Source organism: Silvimonas terrae (assembly GCF_014202765.1).
GTDB lineage: Bacteria > Pseudomonadota > Gammaproteobacteria > Burkholderiales > Chitinibacteraceae > Silvimonas > Silvimonas terrae.
In genome coordinates, this window is the sequence record NZ_JACHHN010000003.1 from 166,972 (window position 1) to 189,027 (window position 22,056).

15 protein-coding genes are annotated in these 22,056 nt (G+C 59.3%); 9 read left to right on the forward strand and 6 right to left on the reverse strand.

Annotated elements, in window-relative coordinates; genetic code table 11:
- Positions 1-2: 2 nt before the first annotated feature.
- The 5 genes from malG to HNQ50_RS08010 all read right to left on the reverse strand — a co-directional run bounded on the left by malG (position 3) and on the right by HNQ50_RS08010 (position 8,624).
- Positions 3-893 carry a maltose ABC transporter permease MalG gene (malG, locus tag HNQ50_RS07990; RefSeq protein WP_184099385.1) on the reverse strand — a complete coding sequence of 297 codons (891 nt, stop codon included), beginning with the start codon at positions 891-893 and terminating at the stop codon, positions 3-5.
- 617 nt (positions 894-1,510) lie between these two features.
- Positions 1,511-3,025 carry a maltose ABC transporter permease MalF gene (gene malF, locus HNQ50_RS07995; protein WP_184099387.1) on the reverse strand — a complete coding sequence of 505 codons (1,515 nt, stop codon included), beginning with the start codon at positions 3,023-3,025 and terminating at the stop codon, positions 1,511-1,513.
- 592 nt (positions 3,026-3,617) lie between these two features.
- Complete coding sequence (gene malE, locus HNQ50_RS08000; RefSeq protein ID WP_246428638.1) at positions 3,618-4,781, reverse strand: maltose/maltodextrin ABC transporter substrate-binding protein MalE; 1,164 nt, start codon at positions 4,779-4,781, stop codon at positions 3,618-3,620.
- A gap of 191 nt (positions 4,782-4,972) precedes the next feature.
- Positions 4,973-6,097 carry an ABC transporter ATP-binding protein gene (locus HNQ50_RS08005; protein ID WP_184099391.1) on the reverse strand — a complete coding sequence of 375 codons (1,125 nt, stop codon included), beginning with the start codon at positions 6,095-6,097 and terminating at the stop codon, positions 4,973-4,975.
- An 85-nt stretch (positions 6,098-6,182) separates the two neighbouring features.
- Positions 6,183-8,624 carry a beta-galactosidase gene (locus HNQ50_RS08010; RefSeq protein ID WP_184099393.1) on the reverse strand — a complete coding sequence of 814 codons (2,442 nt, stop codon included), beginning with the start codon at positions 8,622-8,624 and terminating at the stop codon, positions 6,183-6,185.
- A gap of 323 nt (positions 8,625-8,947) precedes the next feature.
- Here HNQ50_RS08010 and HNQ50_RS08015 point away from each other — a divergent pair, with 323 nt between their 5' ends.
- The 9 genes from HNQ50_RS08015 to map all read left to right on the forward strand — a co-directional run bounded on the left by HNQ50_RS08015 (position 8,948) and on the right by map (position 20,801).
- Positions 8,948-9,967, forward strand: coding sequence for a LacI family DNA-binding transcriptional regulator (locus HNQ50_RS08015; RefSeq protein WP_184099395.1), 1,020 nt, complete (start codon positions 8,948-8,950; stop codon positions 9,965-9,967).
- Between the two features lie 713 nt (positions 9,968-10,680).
- Complete coding sequence (locus HNQ50_RS08020) at positions 10,681-11,706, forward strand: substrate-binding domain-containing protein (RefSeq protein ID WP_184099397.1); 1,026 nt, start codon at positions 10,681-10,683, stop codon at positions 11,704-11,706.
- A 1,133-nt stretch (positions 11,707-12,839) separates the two neighbouring features.
- Positions 12,840-14,054: an ABC transporter substrate-binding protein gene (locus HNQ50_RS08025; RefSeq protein ID WP_184099399.1), complete on the forward strand. Its 1,215-nt coding sequence runs from the start codon at positions 12,840-12,842 to the stop codon at positions 14,052-14,054.
- A gap of 98 nt (positions 14,055-14,152) precedes the next feature.
- Positions 14,153-15,055: a carbohydrate ABC transporter permease gene (locus HNQ50_RS08030; protein WP_184099401.1), complete on the forward strand. Its 903-nt coding sequence runs from the start codon at positions 14,153-14,155 to the stop codon at positions 15,053-15,055.
- Complete coding sequence (locus HNQ50_RS08035) at positions 15,055-15,867, forward strand: carbohydrate ABC transporter permease (RefSeq protein WP_184099403.1); 813 nt, start codon at positions 15,055-15,057, stop codon at positions 15,865-15,867. Before HNQ50_RS08030 ends, HNQ50_RS08035 begins: the two co-directional genes overlap by 1 nt.
- Positions 15,868-15,915: 48 nt before the next feature.
- On the forward strand, positions 15,916-16,983 hold the full coding sequence (locus HNQ50_RS08040) for an ABC transporter ATP-binding protein (RefSeq protein WP_221303078.1): 1,068 nt from the start codon (positions 15,916-15,918) through the stop codon (positions 16,981-16,983).
- 370 nt (positions 16,984-17,353) lie between these two features.
- Positions 17,354-19,678, forward strand: a complete 2,325-nt coding sequence (yicI, locus tag HNQ50_RS08045; RefSeq protein WP_184099405.1) for an alpha-xylosidase — start codon at positions 17,354-17,356, stop codon at positions 19,676-19,678.
- 146 nt (positions 19,679-19,824) lie between these two features.
- On the forward strand, positions 19,825-20,037 hold the full coding sequence (locus tag HNQ50_RS08050) for a ParD-like family protein (RefSeq protein WP_184099406.1): 213 nt from the start codon (positions 19,825-19,827) through the stop codon (positions 20,035-20,037).
- On the forward strand, positions 20,034-20,801 hold the full coding sequence (map, locus tag HNQ50_RS08055; RefSeq protein WP_184099407.1) for a type I methionyl aminopeptidase: 768 nt from the start codon (positions 20,034-20,036) through the stop codon (positions 20,799-20,801). The genes HNQ50_RS08050 and map overlap by 4 nt, the downstream gene beginning before the upstream one ends.
- Before the next feature lie 114 nt (positions 20,802-20,915).
- Here the strand turns inward: map and HNQ50_RS08060 are convergent, their stop codons facing one another.
- On the reverse strand, positions 20,916-21,926 hold the full coding sequence (locus HNQ50_RS08060) for a LacI family DNA-binding transcriptional regulator (protein ID WP_184099409.1): 1,011 nt from the start codon (positions 21,924-21,926) through the stop codon (positions 20,916-20,918).
- Positions 21,927-22,056: the final 130 nt, after the last annotated feature.

Genomic DNA, 22,056 nt, shown 5'->3' on the forward strand with positions numbered 1-22,056 from the left:
GGTTAGCCCTTGACGGAACCTGCGGTCAGACCGGAAACCAGCCAGCGTTGCGTGATCATGAAGATCGCGGTCAGCGGAATACCGGCCAGGATGGCGGTAGCCGCAAAATCACCCCACAGATAGCGCTGGTTGAACAGGAACAAGCGTGAGCCAATCGCCAGCGTCAGTTTTTGCTCGTCATGCAGCAACACGGAGGCCACCGGGTATTCGATCATGCCGCCCAGGAAGGCCAGCACAAACACCACCACCAGGATCGGCAAGGCCATGGGCAACAGCACGTAGACAAAGGCCTGGAACGGCGTGGCACCGTCTACCCGCGCGGCTTCTTCCAGCTCATGCGGTACTGAATCAAAGTAACCCTTGATCAGCCAGATGTGCTGCGCCACCCCACCGGTGTAGGCCAGCGCCAGACTCCAGTGGCTATCAATCCCCAGCCAGGGAATGTAGTAACCAATGCGGTCGAACAAGGCATAAATGGCGACCAGCGCCAGCACAGAGGGGAACATCTGCAGCAGCAACAAGCTGTTGAGTAGCGTGCCTTTACCTTTAAAACGCATGCGGGCAAAGGCATAAGCGCTGGTGATCGAGAGCACCAGCGAAACGGTGGCGCTGATCAACGCCACCTTCACCGAGTTCCAGATCCACAGCAGCACCGGGAACGGCGGTTTGACGAGGTTGCCGTCGGCGTCCAGATAGGACATCCCGAGCGCCAGTTTCCAGTGTTCAAAGCTGATGGAATGCGGGATCAGCGAGCCGCCGGCAAAGTTGCCCGGCCGCAGGGAGATCGAGATGATCATCAGAAACGGGAAGACGGTCAGCGCAATAAAGATAATCAAACCGATATGCGCGGCCAGTACTCGCCAGCGGGTGTTTTTTTTCAGTACGACAGGCATGGTGTGTGTGCCTCTTTGTGTGTATCTGGTTAGCGCCTTGCGGCGCGGTGTTTATGTGTTCCGGTTCAGGCCGGAAAATTACGTCTCGTCATTCCCGACCTCGGCGGCCCCCTTGGCGAGAATCCAGCAATACCATTTGCAAATACCAATTCGTAGCCCGGATGGAGCCGTAGGCGGGAATCCGGGGGCTGCGGCTGGCCAAGACCAAAGCCTCAACTTTCTTCCACTGACTCGTCATTCCGGCCTTGAGCCGGAATCCAGTTCGGCCGCCGCAGGTGGCCTGTTGCTGGCCGAAGCCAAAACCTTGAACCGCTGTTAGCGCCTGACGGCGCGGTTGTTTTACATACCGGGGGTGCCCGGACCTCATTACTTTTCTTTGCTTCGCCACCTCGGCGGCCCCAAAGAAAGTAACCAAAAGAAAGGCGACCCTGCGACAAAGCCCTGACGGGTGCCCTGCGCTTCTCGCCCTTCGCGGCTGGCTCCAGGGAACTCGGGCTCTGCCCTCAAACACCCTTATGCCGAAACCCCGCGAAGGGCTGTGATGCTCGGCTTTGTCGGAGGGGAAAAAGTCAAAAACCACAGCAACCCCAACAGCAAATTCAACTGCCCCTACCCCCTCAGCCCTTGTTCACCTTGAACAACTTCAGGTTAACCACGGCCAGCGTCGCCACCAGCAAGAACACGATGGAAGAAATCGCGGATGCCAGCGCGTAGTTCTGACCAGAATCCTGGAAGGCGATCCGGTAGGTGTACGACACCAGCAAGTCGGTTGCACCGGCTGGTACTTGGGTGTCGAGGAAGTCCGGGCCGCCGCTGGTTAACAGGGCAATCAGCGTCAGGTTGTTGAAGTTGAACGCAAAAGAGGCAATCAACAGCGGGGCGATTGGCCGCAGAATCAGCGGCAGCGTAATACGGAAAAAATTCATCAACGGGCCGGCGCCAGCCAGGGCGGAGGCTTCGTACAGTTCTTCCGGAATGGCTTTGATCAGGCCCATGCACAGAATCATCATGTACGGGTAACCCAGCCAGGTATTGACGATCAGCACCATGGCGCGCGCCAGATTGGGCTCGGAGAACCAGCCGGGGTGGAGCCCGAACAAACCCAGCGCCAGGTTGATTTCGCCCAGGTTTTCGTTGAACAACCCCTTGAACACCGGGATGGAAATGAACGCTGGTACCGCATACGGCAAGAACAGCATCATGCGGTACACGCCACGGAACTTGAGTGCTTCCCAGTTCAGCAAAATGGCCAGCACAATGCCGATGGCAAAGGTGAACAGCGTGTTGAAGGTGGCAAAGCCAACCGTCCAGGTAAAGATGCGCAAGAACGGCTGGTGGAATGCCGGATCATTGAACACGCGCCAGTAATTGCCCCAACCCACATTGCTGCGGAAACCAGGTTCAAACTGCTGGCCCTGGGCGTCTTCAAAGAAACCCGTCTTCATATTGGCTTTGAGCACGGATTTGCCATCCGTCCCGACCAGCGAGCCATCTGCGGCTTGTTTGTAGGCTGGTTTGCTCTGCGCAAAGCGGCGCAGCGTGCTCTGACGCAGTTCTTCACCCGTCGGCAACACGGCCACGGTGTTTTTCAAGCCGGCTTGCAGCTTGAACAGGTCTTTGAGCAATACCGGCTGACCATTGGGCTCTGCAGTGGCGGCGGTCAAGGCAACGTGGTTTTCGTCCTTGCCGGCTTTCAGTTCAAACGGCGCGGTAACAAATTTCTTGCTGTCGTCATCATCGCTCTGGAAAAACAACTGATAGCGATCACCCACGGTGTAGAGCTTCATGTCAAAGCTCTGGTCACCGGCAATCTGCTTTTGCAGCAGCACGTCGGTAGCGCGCTCTTTGGAGAGCAAGTGCTGCGAGCTGTAATTGGTAAAGCTGATCCCCAGCGTATAGGCCATGGGGAAGACGATAAACACGATCACTGCCAGCACACCCGGCACCACGTAGCGGTAGGGGTAGAAACGAGGCGAGGTGTAAATGAACACGGCCAGCCCCAGCACGGCAACCGTACCCAGCGCGAACAGCGGTTGGTGTGCGTGGTAAAACAACGGCACGAGCGCAAGACCAGCCAGCAGGCTGATCACACCCAATACCGCCAGCCCGTAATGCAGAGGCGAACGTCTCATGAAATACCCCGGAAAAGTACTGGTACGAACGGGCCACGGTGAGGTGGCTGGTTCGCTGTTTTTTGTATTGCGTGACCAGATGCGCTGGTCTGTTTTATGCCGCCTGGTGCGCACACCCTTCCGTTACCCCGAGTAACGGGTGGGCGTGCGCGAAGCGGCAACTTGGTGTTCTTGTTTGCGCTTTTCAGCGCAGGTTCTTTCTGTAAAAACTGATCGTCCTGCATACCACTTCGTCATTCCGGCGAACGCCGGAATCCAGCTGCACTATTTGCAAGGAGATGAATGCTTATCCCGGCCTACTGACTCGTCATTCCCGCGCAGGCGGGAATCCAGCGGCCGTAGGGTGGATTCGGAGCAAAGCGACAATCCACCTTTGCAACGGTGGATTGCTTCGCTAATCCACCCTACGCGCGCTCGACAGGGGAGAACGTCAAAAACAACATCAACGGCAACAACCGCTTCGTAGCCCGGATGGAGCCGCAGGCGGGAATCCGGGGTTACGTCACTGGCAAGAACAACTCCGGCCTGCATTGTTACCCCGGATTCCCGGCCTTTCGGCCTCCATCCGGGCTACGAGTCATGGTCAATCACTTTACTGCGCGTCACCCTTCAACCGTTTTGCAGCCTGGTCCAGCGCCACCGGTGCGGTCTGGCGACCTTGCGTGACGTTTTCCAGCGCGGCCTTCATGGCGGTCCAGAAGCGCGGCATTTCCGGTGCGGACGGCATCGGGGTACCGGCGCGAGCGGCGGCCATGGTGCCGGCGATCAGCGGGTCACCCTTCAGTTCGTTGTAGAACTGCTTGTTGGCCGGAACACCCAGCGGTACTGCGGCGTTCATGTCCTTCAAGCCTTCCTGGGACAACAGGTAGTTCTCCAGGAATTCGGTGGCGATTTCCTTGTTCGGGCTGGCCGTGGCGATCATGGCACCCAGCACGCCAACAAACGGTGCGCCCGGCTTGCCGTTGATACCCGGGATCGGGGCGACACCGAAGTTGATCTTGCTCTTCTTCAGGTTGTTCCACGCCCACGGGCCGTTGATCATCATGGCGGTGCGGCCTTCGTTCATGGCTGCTTCCGCTTCGGCGTAAGACGTGGTCTTGGGCATGGCACCAGCGGCGATCAGCTTCTGGATCATCTCCACGCCTGCTACCGCGCCCTTGTTGTTCACGCCCACATCCTTGGAGTTATACGAACCATCCGGATTGCGCTTGAACGCGTAGCCGCCGTCAGCGCCCAGGAGCGCCCACGAGTAATAGATTTCCGTGAAGTTCCACATGATGGCGTGCTTGTTCTGGGCTTGCAGTTTCTTGTCCAGGGTCAGCACTTCATCAAAGGATTTGGGCGGGGTTGGCACCAGATCCTTGTTGTACAAGAGGGCGACGGCTTCGATAGAGATCGGATAGCCCCAGGTCTTGCCGCCAATGGTCCAGGCTTTCCAGGCCAGCGGGTCAATGCTGTCGATGGTCTTTTTGGTCGGCTGGATCGGGGAGATCAAACCACCGGCAATCCAGTTGCCAGCCGGGTCATGCGGCCACATCCAGATATCCGGGCCTTTGCCGGCGGCGGACGATTGCTCGAACTTGGCAATAGCGTCTTCCGGGTGTTCCACCGTCACTTGAATGCCGGTGTCTTTGGTGAACTTCTGGGCAATTTTGGCGATGCCGTCATAGCCTTTGTCGCCGTTGATCCAGATCAGCAGTTTGCCCGGTTCGGCGGCGTGCGCCTGCAGGGCCAGTGCGCTTGCGGCCACGATCATGCCAAGGCGTGCAAGCCGGTTTGTCAGAGTCTTGTATACCATTTTATATTCGCCCTCTCACCATCAATCACTTCAGGAATGAAACCGGCCAGCGCCGGATTCGCTGCGGGGGGATCGCCCCTCCCGTGTCTTCAAAAACCTGGCCAGAATGGAACCCGTCAATGGCAGTTCCAGACCATGTTCCCCGGTCTTCAACCGACCAGTCTTTGCAACGCAATGCCATCCGCATCAAACAGATGCGCACAGTGCGCTGGCGCGTAAACCGCCAGATGCTCGCCCGTGCTGACGCGGCTGCTGGCAGGCAGGCGCGCAATCAGCGGGACGGCAGTATCGCCGCGCAGATAGGCATATGTGCTTTCGCCCAGACGCTCTACCCATTGCACTTCACGTACAAACACATTGGCGCCGTCGGCCTGACCCGGTTCGACATGTTCCGGGCGGATACCAAAGGTCACATCGCTCCCGACCGTCAGCGCACCAGGGTTCACGGCCGCACGCAGCACATGGCCGTCGGTTGTGGTCACTTCTACGCCGCCGTTGTTGATGGCGGTGACGCGGCCGGCAATGAAGTTCATTTTGGGCGAGCCAATAAACCCGGCCACAAAGCGGTTGCGCGGATGCTCGTACAAATCCAGCGGCGAGCCAATCTGCGCCACGCTGCCGTATTTGGCCACTTCTGCCCCGCTGTGCAGCAACACAATCTTGTCAGCCAGGGTCATGGCTTCGACCTGATCGTGGGTCACATAGATAGCGCTGGCCTTGGCGTATTGCCGATGCAAACGGGCGATTTCCACGCGCATTTGCGTACGCAGGCTGGCGTCCAGGTTGGACAGCGGCTCATCAAACAAAAAGACTTCCGGCTCGCGTACCAGTGCCCGGCCAATGGCGACGCGCTGGCGCTGGCCGCCTGACAAGACACGCGGGCGGGAGTCCAGAAAGCGCTCAATCTGCAGCATGCTGGCAATGCCGCCGACACGCTGTTTGATCTCATCCCGGCTGACGCCCGCCAGGCGCAGGCCAAAGCCCATGTTCTGCGCCACGGTCAGATGCGGGTACAGCGCGTAGTTCTGGAACACCATGGCGACATCCCGTTCCGAGGGAGCCAGATCATTCACACGCTTTCCGCCAATGAACAATTCGCCAGAAGTGACGGTTTCCAGACCGGCAATCATGCGCAGTAGCGTGGACTTACCGCAGCCGGACGGGCCGACGAACACGCAGAATTCGCCATCGGCAATTTCCAGCGAGACATCGTTGATGGTCGGCGGGTTGTTATCAAAAACCTTGCAAACGTTCTGCAGTGAAACGCTGGCCACATGGCCTCCTTCTTGAATCAGGTTCGGGAGCGCTGAACAAAACCGGGGGCGTCAGTGCCAGCCCGGTCTGGTCCGTCATTCCAAATCAAACGGCAACACTGCCGAGGTCAAAGGTCAGGTCGTACACCGGCACCAGCTCTGCCGAGATCAAGGCCGCTGGCGCACCGGCCTGGGCAAGCACCGTGCGGGCTGCGTCTTCCAGGAACATGGGCGCGTCTTTGTGGACGGGCAAAACTTCCAGCCGGAGCGACGGCCATTGGCCGTCTGCCACCTGGCGATCCAGTGCAATCTCCCAGACCGTGCCATCAAAGAACTGGTCGTCGATCAACACGTCATTGGCGTACAAGCGCGCGGCATCACCGGCGTAGTTGATGCGCAGCAACCAGCGGCAAACGGCGGTAGCTTCTGCGGCCTGCGGCAAGGTCAGTGTCCAGTGTGCGGCGTGTTGGGCAAAGATGGCGTCATCCGGCGCTTGCGGCATCGGGCCTGGGCGCCAACTGATATGCGGACCAAAACGCAGTGGTTGTGGCGTGGCGGGGCGCAGCAAGCGCGGGGTCACCGGCAGGCTGGACTCGCCCGGTTGCAGGCAACTAAAGCGGGCAAAGCCACGGTCTGCCACATAAATGCCATCCACCGGGAACACGTCAATCGACGTCATCGACCCGGCCACGGCAGCAACATGCACGGTGTCACCCACAGTCCAGCTCCCGGCTTCACTGAGCACCAGGCGCGTGCGGCCACGTAACTGGGTCGGCGTACAGCCACGACCCCGGGTTTCATTCAACAAGATGATGCGATGCGGGCGGCCCTGGGCATCTGTCACCAGCATATCGACCGGCTCATCGCCCACTTGCGGCAAGACACGCAGCAGCTTGCCGTCCTGATGCAACCAGGCGGCGGGCGCATCAATGCGCTGCACACTGGCGGCTTCAAACGCCAGTTCTGGCGGCACGCCATCCATGACCACGTACACGTGGCAGGGCACCGCTTCTTGCGGCAGGCGGGTCAGCGGTTGCACCGTGGCATAGCGCAGGCGCGCGGCCCCCAAGCGTTGCTGTACCGGCCAGATGGTGGCTATGCCATCGGCAAAGGTCACCGGCGGGAAAACCACGGTATCCGCGCCGATCTGGACGTGAATGCGGGTGTTTTCAAAGGTCGGGCGGGGGTGGTGACGCACGTGGTTATTGATAAAGACAAAACCACCTTCGGCGTCGGCCCGGACACACACCCGCAGGCTGCGATCATGCGCGTCACGCGAGGCACCTTGCGGCAGCACGGCCGGCAAGGTCGCCAGTTGCGGGCCATAAGCGGCCACAAAGTGATGCAGCAACGCCAGCTTGCCCCAGGACGGCCGGATCTGCCCGTACTGGCCCAGCGGGGCATGAAAGTCATAGCCCAGTTGCGGCACATCGTTGGGGTAACCGGTATCGACCGTCTCGTTCAGGTAACCCCGGCTGCCGACTGGATTGGTGCCGCCGTGATACATGTAATAACCGTAGAGATTGGCACCCGAGCCAATCTGCGTCAGCGCGGTGGCATAGACGTCTTCGGTACTGATTACCGGGCGACGATGGTAAGACTGATGCATGCCGCCGCCGGCTTCCGCCAGAAAGAACGGGTAATGCTGCGGATCAATCAGCCCTTCTGCGGGCGTGCCGCCCACATTGCCCATCTCGCCAATAGTGCGTTCGGTATCAAACACAAATACGCCAGAGGGCGGCAACGGGTCGGTGGAGCCTTGCCAGAAACCATCGGCATACGCGCCCGATACCGGCACCACTTCTTGCGCCGGGATATCCAGCGTCGGCCAGCCGGTGACGGTATACAGCGGCACCATCAGGCCAGATGCAATGGCCAGGCGCTTGAGTTCAATAATGTGTTCAGCACCGCATTCCGGGCCGACGCGGTCGTATTCGTTTTCCAGTTGTACGGCGACAATCGGGCCGCCGTCGCTCCACATCAGGCCACGCACCTGATCACCGATCTCGGCATACAGGCGGCTGACGTGCTTCATATAAGCCGGTGCATTGCTGCGGCGGGCGCTGGCCGGCACGCTGTCCATCAGCCAGTCCGGGAAACCGCCATAACGCGCTTCGCCGTGCACCCATGGGCCAACACGCAAGCAGAACAACAGGCCGGCATCGGCCACCGCCTGCACAAAGGCACGCAGGCTCTTGTTGCCTTGCCAGTCAAACTCGCCCTGGATGTCTTCGTGATGGTTCCAGAACACATAGCTGGCGACGATCTGGATACCGCCGGCCTTCATCTTGGCCAGCGACGACGCCCATTCGTTCTGCGGGAAACGCGAGTAATGGAACTCGCCCATGATCGGCATCCACGGCAGGCCATCACGGGTCAGAAAGCGGCTGTTGATCCCGATGGTGCCGCGCGGGCCGGTTTGCCAGTCTTGCAGCAGAAAACCGGTTTCCGGCGCGGTGCTGGCCAGCGGCACACTGACATGCACGTCTGTACTGGCCGCAATGTCTTGCGCATGTAGTTGCTTGACTTCTGTTTCAGAAAAATGCATACCGTGGGGTCCGCTAATGGCCTTGTACGCCGAAAATTGCGCCTTTGAGCGCCATTTCAGGGGGATTAATTTGTAGTTAAACGTTTTACCTGCTACGAATTTCTCTTGTCAGCGCTTGATCGACAATAAGGGTTTACCCGTACAACCACGGTTGAATGCGGTTTAGCAGCCCGATTTGTTACAAAAGAGCCATCAGATTTGTCGCAAACTGCGCATTTTTGCCAGCCTTGCCAGGTTAAGCCGGCTTGATTGACGCTTGATCTGTAATCTGGTCAGATGAAATTAATCGTTTAATCCATCCGTTTACGCCCGGACTACATTGCATGGCCACACTCGCCCAGATTGCCCAGCTTGCCGGGGTTACACCGGCCACCGTTTCCAACGTCCTGCGCGGCCGTGGCAAGGTGGGGGAAGACACCAAAAAGCGCGTACTGGCCCTGGCCGAAGAACTGGGTTACCGGCCCAACCTGCACGCGCGCGCGCTGGTTGAAGGCCGCCCGCTGACGCTGGCGCTCGTGGTGTCTTCCATCGCCAACCCGTTCTATCCCGAGTTCACCCTTGCCGCCGAACAAGCCGCGCGCAAACAGGGCTACTTTTTGATCGTCTGTAATACCAACGACGACCCGGAGCTGGAAAAAGCCTATCTGGATCAGGTGGGCGGCTCTTTGGCGCATGGTGTGCTGGTCATGAACGCAGACTTTGTAGAACAAGAGGTGCTGCTGGCCGCCGAGCGCCGCGGCACGCCGGTGGTGTTGTGCATGTGGGAACGCCCGGAACAACCGCCCGCCCTGCCCTCCATTGCCGTCGATTTTTACCGCGCAGGTGAAATTGCGGCAGAACATCTGCTGGCCTTGGGCCATCGGCGCGTCGCGGCCGTGGTCGGCAGTGAACGCAACGGCAACCATATCTGGCGTTACCGGGGCTTTGCCGACGCCATGGCCCGCGCCGGGATTGATGATCTGGCCGACCATACCGTGTTTGGCCACGACACCATCGAGGCCGGCCATGAAGCCGCACACCAGTTGCTGACCGCCAATCCGCAGACCACTGCCATTTTTGTCTCCAACGACTTGCCCGCCATTGGCGTGCTGCAAAGCGCGGCCGATCTGGGCTTGCGCGTGCCAGCGGATCTGTCCGTGATCGGCATTACCGACATCAACCTGGCCCACCAGATCCGCCCTAGCCTGTCTACCGTGGCCGTGCCGACGGCAGAAGCGGCGGAGATGGCGGTGAATCTGTTACTGAGCCTGATCAAAGGCCAACCCGCAGATGGCGCGCGGCCCATGCTGGTGACATCTCGCCCGCAACTGGTGGCGCGGGATTCGACCGGGCCGGCACGGTAGGTTTTTTGCAGGGCCTGTTTGCCGGCGGCTGAGTCTTATCGAAGTTTTGCTGTTGGCAGGCGCCACTGTGTAGCCCGGATGGAGCGATAGCGGGAATCCGGGGTAGCTGGCCCCGCACGTCTTGGTTGGTTGCGGGGACGTAGGGTGGATTCGGAGCGGTAGCGACAATCCACCGTTTGCGGTGTTTGCGTGTTTGCGTGTTAGCGTGTTAGCGCCTGACGGCGCGGTGTTTTTGATACCGGCGGTGGCCGGAGCACGTTACTTTCTTTGCTTCGCCACCTCGGCGGCCCCAAAGAAAGTAACCAAAGAAAGGCGACTCCAGCCTGCCCCTTGGTGGGTACCCCCACAAAGACACTGGCGTACCGGATGGCAGTTGCAGCGGGGTGGCGGCCCTCTGGGCTGCCCTCAGTCGGTCGGGAGCCTTGAGTCTCCCTCCACTCCATCGGCGCCTGGCTTTAACGGGGGGAGAAAGTCAAAAGCAACTTCAACACCAACGGCAACACCAACGGCAACACCCACATCAACACCCACACCCACACCCACACCCACACCCAAATCGTCTGCGTGCGAGTTTATTCGTGGGCATTGCCCCCACTTCCTGCATAGCCAGCGTCTTCCTGGCACGACACCTCGCTTGTATCACCAGACCTACCCGCGCTACGCTGCGAACGTTTTCTCTCCAACCGTCCCCTTTTAGCAGCAAGGTTTACCGCATGGGCATCCGCAAACTCGCCAGCGAATTGAAGTTGTCGGTCTCTACCGTTTCGCGAGCCCTGAACGACAGTGACGAAGTCAGTGACGAAACCCGCCAGCGCGTGCGCGAGGCGGCTTTGCGTCATGGTTATGCGCCCAACCGCGCGGCAGAAAGCTTGCGTAAAGGGCGCATGAACACCGTCGGGTTGATGCTGCCGGCGCGGCTGGAAGAAGAAAACTACACCCTGGCCTTGTTCATGCGCCTGGCAGACGGTTTGCAGTCTGTGCTGGCCGAACACGGCATGGACCTGGTGATGTATGGCAGCAAGTCTTACGAAGAAGAATTTGCCCGCCTGCGCCGCGTGGTAGAACGCCGGCATGTGGATGGGGTGATCCTGGCTGGCACCCGCCGTCTGGATGAACGCCTGGACTATGTGGCCGACCGGCGTTTTCCGTTTGTGGCGTTTGGCCGCAGTGAATCGGGCGGTGAGCACACCTGGATTGATCTGGATTTTGAATCCGCCGCCGCCGCGACCGTGAGCCGGCTTGCCGCTTTGGGGCATCAACGCATTGCCATTGGCACGCCGGGTAACGACGCCATGCAGGCGCATATTTACCTCAATGCCTGGCGCAAAAATATGGCGGCACAAGGGCTGGCTGTGGATGAGGCATGCGTGCAGGTCAATGAGCTTTCCGAGCGCGGCGGTTATCTGATCACCGAAGCCTTGCTCGCCCTGCCGGAGCCCCCGACCGCCATCATGTTCCAGAGCGACAGCATGGCGATTGGCGCCTACCGCAAACTGCATGAACTGGGACGTACGCCCGGCAAAGACCTGGCGATTTGCGGCGGGGTGCTGGCGGGCGACGTACCGGAATATCTCTCTCCGCGTTTGTCCGGGTATACGGTGGATTCGTATGAATTGGGGCGCCATATGGCGAGCGCGCTGCTGGCGCAGTGGCCGGAGTTTGCGGAGCGGCACGCGCGGGAGCCGCAGCGGCAGGTGTGGCCGTTGCAGTTGCGGGTTAGGGAGAGTGAAGGGGGTTGATTTAGTGGTGCGGCAACCCCCTCTTGTTAGCGCCTGACGGCGCGGGTCTTTTAAAAGCATTTGATACCCGCGGTGGCGGGAGCACCCTACTTTCTTTGCGTCGCCACCTCGGCGGCCCCAAAGAAAGTAGGCAAAGAAAGGCGACCCCAGCCTGCCCCTTGGTGGGTACCCCCACAAAGACACTGGCGTACCGGATGGCAGTTGCAGCGGGGTGGCGGCCCTCCGGGCTGCCCTCAGTCGGTCGGGAGCCTGGGGTCTCCCTCCGCTCCTTCGGCGCTGGGCTCTAATGGGGGAGGAAAGTCAAAAACAACTTCAACCCCAACGGCAACGGCAACGGCAACGGCAACGGCAACGGCAACGGCAACGGCAACGGCAACGGCAACGGCAACGGCCAATTCAACACGCATTCCTCTGACTCGTCATTCCGGCCTTGAGCCGGAATCCAGCTGCGACGCACGCCTGCAGCCCAGGGCAATTCAGGACGGTCGCGGTAAGCCACCGCATGCAGCCCGTTGGGCTGCGGACTGGATTCCCGCCTTCGCGGGAATGACGATGTGGTGGGCGAGGTGAACCATTCTTGCACCTCGGCGGCCCCAAAGAAAGTAACGTGCTCCGGCCATCGCCGGTATCAAAACCACCCGCGCCGGCAGGCGCTAACACACTTCGCAATGGTGGATTGTCGCTACCACTCCAAATCCAACCTACGAACCCCACATCAATATGAACAAAGCCAGCCACCACGGATTCCCGGCCTTCCGGCCTCCATCCGGGCTACGCAGTAGCACTAGCCAACAAAGACCCTTCCTCCCCCACCCCCGCTGGGTTTTCAACATCCCCATCAGTACTCCCCCTTACTGTTTTTAAACAACCCCGATTCCTTTTTTCACCACCCGACTTGACACCCTCCACCCGCAGATCAAAAATCCTTCCACGTTTTCCGGAAACGTTTCCGTAACGCTTCAGAAAACGCTACATTTGCCTCGCAAGCGCATTCGGACTCTCTGTACGCGGTCTCAGGGCTGCCACCCCAGACCCGCCCGTAACGTAAGCGATCCCGTGAGAGTGACGCCCGCAGCGTCACCAATGCCAGCTAATATATTAGCGGCAACGACTTTGCACACTCTGGAGGAGTTATGAAGAAGAATATCCGCGCCACCTGCCTGGCGCTGGGGCTGACATTCTCCCTGACGTCTTACGCTAGCCTCGCCGCCGCGCTGTCGGTCTGGGCCGTGGACGAGCCGGACAACTACACCGAAAAAATGGCGCGCGAGTTTGTCAAACTGCACCCGGACGTACAACTGACCGTGCGCAAAGTGGGTTTTTCTGCGCTCAATGATGAGGCCATGCGTGCGGTCATGTCGGGCAATGGCCCGGACGTGATTCCTATCGACAACCCCAACACGGCCATGTTTGCCGCACGCAACGCGCTGCTGGATCTGACGCCGTATCTGGGCAAGTCCAAAGTTATCGACGCCAAACAGATTTTCCCCGGCCCGCTGAAAAATGCCTCGTGGAACGGCAAGATCTACGCCATTCCACGTGGCGCCAATACCCTGGCGCTGTATTACAACGAAGACCAGTTCAAGGCCGCCGGGCTGGACCCGAACAAGCCGCCGCAAACCTGGGATGAGTTGTACAGCTACGCCAAAAAGCTGACCAATCCGGGCAAGAACGTATACGGCCTGGCGTTCTCTGCCGTGGGCGATGAAGAAGGTGTGTTCCAGTTTCTGCCGTTCATTCAGGCTACAGGCGCGGACTGGGACAAGCTGAACAACCCCGGTGCGGCCCGTGCTGCCGCGTTCTGGCAAAAACTGCTGGATGACAAACTGGCCTCGCCCGATACCCTGAGCCATCGCCAGTCTGAGGCCGCAGCGACCTTCATCAACGGCAATGCCGCCATGGACATCAACGGCCCGTGGGAATTGCCGGCAGTGGAAAAAGGGGCGAAGTTCAAGTGGCGTGTGGCCCTGTTGCCGACCGAAAAAGCCGGTGGCGTGCGGGCTTCTGCGCTGGGTGAACAAAGCCACGCCATCTTGCGTACCGCCAAGAACCCGCAAACCGCGTTCGAGTTCCTGGAGTACATGTACTCCCAGCGGAACCGCAACTGGAACGAGTTCGGCATGCTGCCGCCGTCCAAAGACACCGTCACCGCCAACCCGAAGTGGCCGGATGCCTACAAGACGTTCAACGAGCAAATGCAGTATGCCCGTCCACGTGGCCCGAACCCGGAATGGCCGAAAGTCTCCAAGGCAATCTCTACCGCCGTGCAATCGGTTCTGACGCACCAGTCCAAACCGGATCAAGCCATGAACACGGCTTACCAGACTGTGCAATCGATCAAGAAGTAACTCCTCTTACGGTCGGGTGTCGTCCACGCCCGACCGTTTTTTTCTGGCAGCTGTCTGCCTTGCTACCCAACCAGTAGCGCCGTAATTCGGGGCAACCCATGAAAAAATTCCTGAGCCACTTTGAGCAAAGAAGTGGTTTCGAAATCGCGCTGGCGGTGTTTGCGCTGGCGTATCTGCTGGTCTTTGCCGGTCTGCCGCTGCTGTACAACATCATGTTGTCATTCCAGCAAGTGGACCTGATGGAACCGGCCACGCTCTTGCGCCCGTTTGCGGGCCTTGCCAATTACCGCGACATTTTCAGCCGGCCTGAAGTCCATCAGGTCTTGATCAATACGCTGTTGTTTGTCGGCTTGTCGCTCACCTTCCAGGTGATCATCGGTTTTCTGCTGGCAGTGCTGTTTGCCCAGGACTTCCCGCTGGCCAGCTTTATGCGCGGGCTGTTTCTGGCGGGCTGGATCATGCCCGGCCTTGTGGTTGGCGTGATCTGGAAACTGTTGTTCGCCGGGGATTTTGGCGTGCTCAACCACCTGTTGATGACTTCCGGTCTGATGCACGAGCGCATTTTCTGGTTGTCTGATCCGGGCTATTCGCTCTACGCCGTGATCATTGCCAACGTCTGGCTGGGTGTGCCGTTCAACATGCTGCTGCTATCGGTGGGGCTGGCGGCTATTCCGGGAGATTTGTACGAGGCGGCTGAACTGGATGGCGCCAATGCGTTCCAGCGTTTCTTCGGCATTACCCTGCCCATGATGAAAGCCACGCTGGGTGCCGTCATTTCATTGGGCGCCATCATGACCATGCAACAGTTTGACCTGATTGCCGCGCTCACCCAGGGCGGCCCGGCCAACTCCTCGCAAGTGGCGCAGTACTGGTCGTGGCAGTTGTCGTTCCAGACCTTTGAAGTATCGGCCGGTTCTGCTGTCGCCACGCTCATGCTGGTACTGGTGCTGATTATTGCCGTGTTTTATGTGCGTTCGACCCGCAGCGAGAGGATGGTGTGATGAAGCGCTACGTTCTGTTTGTGATCGCGCTGATCGTCACGGCGGTCTATTTGTTCCCGCTGTACTGGATGTACATCACCGTGTTCAAAAGTGCGGCAGAGATGTTCCAGTACCCGCCCACCTTCTGGCCGCAGCATGGCGAATCGCACATCTGGCAGGTGTTTACCGAGCGCGGCATGGGCAAGTTCCTGTGGAACTCCTTCATCATTGCCTGCGGCACCACAGCCGTGACTGTGTTTGTCGGCACCGGCGCGGCTTATGCGCTGGCGAGCGTGCAAAACCGCTGGACCGCCTTTGCCATCTTTGCCGTGCTGGTGTTGCAAGCGTTGCCATCCAGCCTGATGGTGACGCCCATCTTCACTGCCTTCAAAGGGCTGGGGCTGCTGGAAACGCCACGTCTGGCGGTAGTCATTGCGCAGATCACCAAAACGCTGCCGTTTTACATCGTGCTATGCCGCGCCAGCTTTGTGCAGATTCCGCGGGAGTTGCGTGATGCCGCGCTGGTCGATGGCGCCTCCCCTGCCCGTGCGTTCTTTGGCGTGGTGCTGCCACTGGCGGTCAACGGCATTCTGGTGACGGCCATCCTGGTCTTCCTGCAATCGTTTGGTGAATACGTCTACGCCCGCTCGCTGATTCTGGACGACCAGTACCAGACCGCTACGGTGGGGCTGTCTGCCTTTATTGGCGCAACCAAAATCGACTGGATCGGGATCATGACGTACTCCGCCGTGTTCGTGACGCCCATTCTGATTGCCTTCATGTTGTTGCAACGGCGCATTGTGGCTGGCCTGACTGCTGGCGCGCTCAAATGAAGCCCACACACATTTTCTCTGCCCGCATCGTGCACGGAATCAAAGATCATGAATCGCATTGAAATTGAACATTTGTACAAAGCCTACGGGCCGGTGGAAATCCTCAAGGACATCAATATCGCCGTGCCGGAGGGCCAGTTTGTGGCATTGATCGGGCCGTCTGGCTGTGGTAAATCCACCCTCTTGCGCACCATTGCCGGGCTGGAACAGATCACCGGTGGCACGCTGAAAATTGACGGCAACGTGGTCAACAAAACGCCACCGCGCAAGCGCGACGTCGCCATGGTGTTCCAGAGTTATGCGCTCTATCCGCATATGAATATCGAAAAGAACATGTCGTATTCATTGCGCCTGAAACGCAGCGCACCGCAAGTCATCAAGGACAGTATCAACAGCGTGGCGCAAACGCTGGGCCTGACGCATTTACTGGAACGCATGCCACGCCAGCTCTCCGGCGGCCAGCGCCAGCGGGTCGCCATGGGCCGGGCCATTGTGCGCAACCCCAAGGTGTTTTTGTTTGACGAACCGCTCTCTAACCTGGACGCCGCCCTGCGTGTGCACATGCGTTCGGAAATCCGCAAGCTGCATAACCGCCTGGGTGCAACGTCGGTTTATGTCACGCACGACCAGGTGGAAGCCATGACCATGGCCGATCACGTAGTGGTACTGCGGGCCGGCCAGGTCGAACAACAAGGCAAGCCGATCAACCTGTACGACCAGCCCGCCAACAAATTTGTGGCGGGGTTTATTGGCTCGCCCGCCATGAATTTCATCGAGGGCCGTATTGGCGCGGATGGCCACAGCGTGCTGTTTGGCGCAAACCACGTCCTGGACCTCGGCCGTGAATTGCCGGTAGGCCAAAACGTGTGGCTGGGCATGCGGCCAGAACACCTGCAACTGGAAGGCAACGGTCAGATTCTGCGCTGCCGTGTCGACAACGTGGAAAGCACGGGGTCAATGACGTTTATTGAAGTCCAGCCCGAGGGCGGCAAGGACACGCCCATGCTGATTACGCACGGCGGCAAAGCAGCCGTGGTGACAGGGGACAAGGTGAATCTGTTTATTGATACGGCCAATCTGCATTTGTTTGACAGAGAGACTGAGAAAGCGATTTGAGGTAGAGGGGCACGGGCAAGGCCACCTGCGGCGGCCGGCTGGATTCCGGCTCAAGGCCGGAATGACGAGGTGGTGCGTGAGGTAAGCCATTCTTGCGAGCGGACGGTTTGCGGTGTTGGGGTTGCTTTTGATGTACCTCCCCTTCGGCAGCGCCGAGCATCGCAGCAGCACGTGAGGAATTCGGCGAGGACTGTCTGAGCCCAAAGGGCGAGTTCCGCAGCCGCCCACGTGATGCGAGAAGCGCAGGGAACCCACGAAATGGGCGCTGTCGCAGGCGCTAACCCGATTTAAAAGCATTCAACCAACAGACCCAATACAAGCACGACCGGAAACGTTTCCGGTCAACCGAACATAGAACCGGAACCACACCATGAAAATCAGCGACGGCAACTGGCTCATCCGTGATGGCCTCAATCTGATGCACACCGTGCAAGTCCACAGCGTAGACATCATCGGCAATGAACTGCTGATCTACGCCGCCCCGCGTGACGTCACCTCCCGCGCGTATCAGCTCGATACCGGCCTGATCACCCTGCGCGTGCATTCGCCGCTGCCAGGCATCATCGGCATCAAGATGGAGCACTTCCAGGGCACCGCCAGCAAAGGCCCGCACTTTGAAATCAAGCGCGAACCGCACCTGGTCAGCATCACCAATACGCCCGAAGTTGCCACGCTCACTAGCGGCAACTTGACCGTGCGCGTTGCCAAAACCGGCGACTGGGCCATTGACTTTTTACGCGACGGCCAGCGCATCACCGGCAGCGGGTTCCGCGCCAGCGGCCAGGTGATCGACACCAATGAGGGCGGCGCGCCCTATATGTTCGAGCGGCTGGATCTCTCCGTGGGCGAGAACGTCTACGGTCTGGGCGAGCGTTTCACGGCATTTGTGAAGAACGGCCAGGTGGTCGACACCTGGAACCGCGACGGCGGCACCAGCACCGAACAAGCCTACAAAAACGTCCCGTTCTACCTCACCAATCGTGGCTACGGCGTGTTTGTGAATCACCCGGAAAACGTCAGCTTTGAAGTGGCCAGCGAGAAAGTTGCCAAGGTGCAATTCAGCGTGGCCGGTGAGGCGCTGGAATACTTTGTCATCGACGGTCCCACCCCCAAACAAGTGCTGGATCGCTACACCGCGCTGACCGGCCGCCCCGCCCTGCCGCCGGCCTGGTCGTTTGGCCTGTGGCTGACCACCTCATTCACCACGGATTACGACGAAGGTACGGTCAACCACTTCATCGATGGCATGGCCGAACGCAAGATTCCGCTGCATGTGTTCCACTTTGACTGCTTCTGGATGAAGGCTTTTCATTGGTGTGACTTCACCTGGAACAAAGAGACTTTCCCCGATCCGCAAGGCATGCTCAAACGCCTGAAAGCACGCGGGCTGAAGATTTGCGTGTGGATCAATCCGTATATCGCGCAACCGTCACCGCTGTTTGCCGAAGGCATGGCCAAAGGCTATCTGCTCACCAAACCCAATGGCGATGTCTGGCAATGGAATCGCTGGCAACCCGGCCAGGGCATTGTCGACTTCACCAACCCGGCCGCGTGCGAGTGGTACGCCGGCCACCTGCGCCGCCTGCTGGATATGGGCGTGGACTGCTTCAAGACCGACTTTGGCGAGCGCATCCCCACCGACGTGGTCTACCACGATGGGTCTGATCCGCAGAAGATGCACAACTACTACAGCTACCTGTACAACAAGGTGGTGTTTGATGTGCTGGTAGAAAAACGGGGCGTCGGGGATGCCGTGGTATTTGCGCGCTCTGGCACCGCAGGTAGCCAACAGTTGCCGGTGCATTGGGGTGGCGATTGCAGCGCGACGTATGAATCCATGGCCGAAACCCTGCGCGGCGGCCTGTCGCTGGGGTTGTCCGGCTTTGGCTTCTGGAGCCACGATATCAGCGGGTTCGAGAACACCGCCCCGGCCGACGTGTACAAGCGTTGGTCCGTGTTTGGCTTGTTATCCAGCCACAGCCGTCTACATGGTAGCAAGTCTTACCGGGTCCCCTGGCTGTTTGATGACGAAGCCGTTGACGTGGTGCGCGCCTTTACCGAACTCAAATCCCGTCTGATGCCGTATCTGTATGACGCCTCCGTACAGGCCACCCAGGGCCTGCCCACTTTGCGCGCCATGATGCTGGAGTTCCCGCAAGACCCGGCCTGCGATTACCTGGACCGGCAGTACATGCTGGGCGATGCCTTGTTGGTGGCACCGGTATTCAACGCCGTTGGTACAGTCGATTTCTACCTGCCACAGGGACGCTGGACCCATCTGCTCTCCAACGCCGAAGTTACCGGCGGCCGCTGGCTGCGCGAGCAACACGGCTTTATGAGCCTGCCGCTGTACGTACGCCCCAACACCTTGCTCGCCTTGGGGCGCAACGATCAGCGCCCGGATTATGACTACGCCGCCGAGCATGAACTGCATTTGTTTGCGCTGGACGACCAGAGTAGCGCCACCGCCACGCTGCGTGATCTGGCCGGCAACGCCGTCAGCGCCGTGACGGTAGCGCGCAGCGGTCAGCAACTGCGGATTGAGCAGACCGGCAAGCTGGATGTGGTACGGCTGGTACTGCGCAACCTGAAAGCGGGTGGGCAGGTTGCCGGGGTGACCCTGCGTGACACCGCCCAGGGAACGGCGCTGGACATTGCCGGCAGTGCATTGCCAGCGATCATCAATCTGGCGTAAAGCACCCACGCACAAGCAAGTAAAAGCCCGGCCATCATGCCGGGCTTTTTTCTTGGGTTGCCCGCTCTGCGCCACAAAACAAGGCTTGCTCCGCCCCATATACTGAATATATGATTCATATATAAATCGTATATACAGGAAACACTATGGGCATCGTGAACATTGAAGACGAACTGCACGATCAACTGCGCAAAGCCAGCACGGTCTCCTGCCGCTCCATCAACGCGCAGGCCGCGTTCTGGATCAAGATTGGCATGCTGTGCGAGATGAACCCGACACAGAGCTTTAACGAGATCGTCGCGCAGGAGTTGCGCGCGGCGGGGATCGGAACGCAAGCGCTCAAAGTGACTTTGACATGACCAAACGGCCGGAAGAAATTGCGCTGATGGCCGAATCTGGCCGGCTGCTGGCCAGTGTGTTCAGCTATCTGGATACCCTTGAGTTGCTGGGGATGTCGACCATGCAGGTGAACGACCTGGTGGATCAATTCATCGTACAAGAACTGAAGGCCCGCCCCGCCAGCAAGGGACAGTACGGCTATGCCTATGCGCTCAATTCGTCACGCAATCACGTGGTATGTCATGGTGTGCCGTCGACGACCGAATTGCTGCAGAGTGGGGATATCGTGAATTTTGATATCACGCTGGAGAAGAACGGCTATATCGCGGACTCCAGCAAAACCTACCTGGTGGGCGAAGTCTCGCCGTTGGCCCGGCGGCTTGTCGAAGTCACCTGGGAAGCCATGTGGAAAGGCATCAATACCGTGCGCCCAGGCGCAACGCTGGGCGATGTGGGCCATGCCATTGAGCGGCATGCCCGCCAGAACGGGTATGCGGTGGTGCGCGAATATTGCGGACATGGCATCGGCCGGGAAATGCACGAAGACCCGCAAGTATTGCATTGGGGCCAACCCAAAACCGGACTGATGCTGCGCGAGGGCATGGTGTTTACCATTGAACCCATGCTCAACCAGGGCAAGCGCTCCGTGCGTACCGAAGAAGACGGCTGGACCGTGGTGACACGCGATGGTCAGTTATCTGCGCAGTTTGAACATACGGTGGCGGTCACCCGCAATGGCGTCCAGGTGTTGACACTGCGCCGAGAAGAAAAACACCCCGCCTGAGTACCCTGCGCACTACCGCCGCGTAGCCCGGATGAAGTGACGTAGGGTGGATTCGCGAAGCAATCCACCATCACCAAGGTGGATTGTCGCTGCGCTCCGAATCCACCCTACGAACTACATCGGCACGCCGGTCGAGGCCCGCACCACCAGTTCAGTCGGCAGCACAATCTGGGGAGATGCCGCTTCCAGCCCCGCAATCAGCGCCAACAGGGTATTCACGGCCGAGCGCCCCATTTGCTGGATAGGCTGGCGGATGGTGGTCAGCGCCGGATGACATTGGGCTGCACCGGGGATATCGTCAAAACCGATCACCGACATCTCATCCGGCAGCCGCAAACCGGCCTCCCGCAGGCCTGCCACCACGCCGATCGCACTCATGTCGTTGGCGGCAAACACGGCTGTCGGGCGGTCTGGCAAGGTCAGCAGTGTTTTCACCGCACTCTGTCCGCGTGGCAAAGAATAATTGCCCGGAATAATCAACTGCGGATCAATGGCGATCCCCGCCTGGGTCAGCGTATCCAGATAGGCGCGGTGCCGGTCCTGCGCCGATGCCAGGCGCTCATCACCGGTCAGAAAGGCGATGCGTCTGTGCCCCAGCCCCAGTAAATGCCGCACCGCCATGCATGCGCCCGCGTAGCTATCCGCCGCAATGGACGGAAAACGCACAAAGCGCCCATATTGATCGACCGTGATGATGGGCACGCGTGCATCGGCCAGCACTTCCAGATAGCTGTGCTCATACGGTAACAGCGCAATGATGCCGTCAATCACCTGCTGCATCAGCTTGATCACCCGCGGCAACGGCGGCTGGTCTGGCTCTACCAGTGAATACACCAGCAATTCATAACCGGCGGTACGGGCAGCGCGGCCCACGCCCGCCACCAGTTCACTCACAAACGGGTTGTGCAGTTCTGCGGTGACCAGACCAATGACGTGACTGCGCCGGCTGGAAGACTTTTGTTCCGTGCGGTTGACCACGTAACCCATCTCGGCGGCGATCCGCAAAATCTCTTCCCGGCGTGCCCGTGACACGCCCGGCTTGTTGGATAGCGCCCGCGAGACCGTCATCTGGGATACCCCGGCGGCATTGGCAATGGCAATCAAAGAGACATCGTTCCGGCTCATAAAACGCTCTGTTCGGTGTGTTTTTGCACTTCGCTGATTATACGTTATGAACTACGTTAGAAATATCAAATAGCACGTCACACCCTATGGCGTGCTGCGCCGCAATGCTATTTACAGAATGCCAAATAAA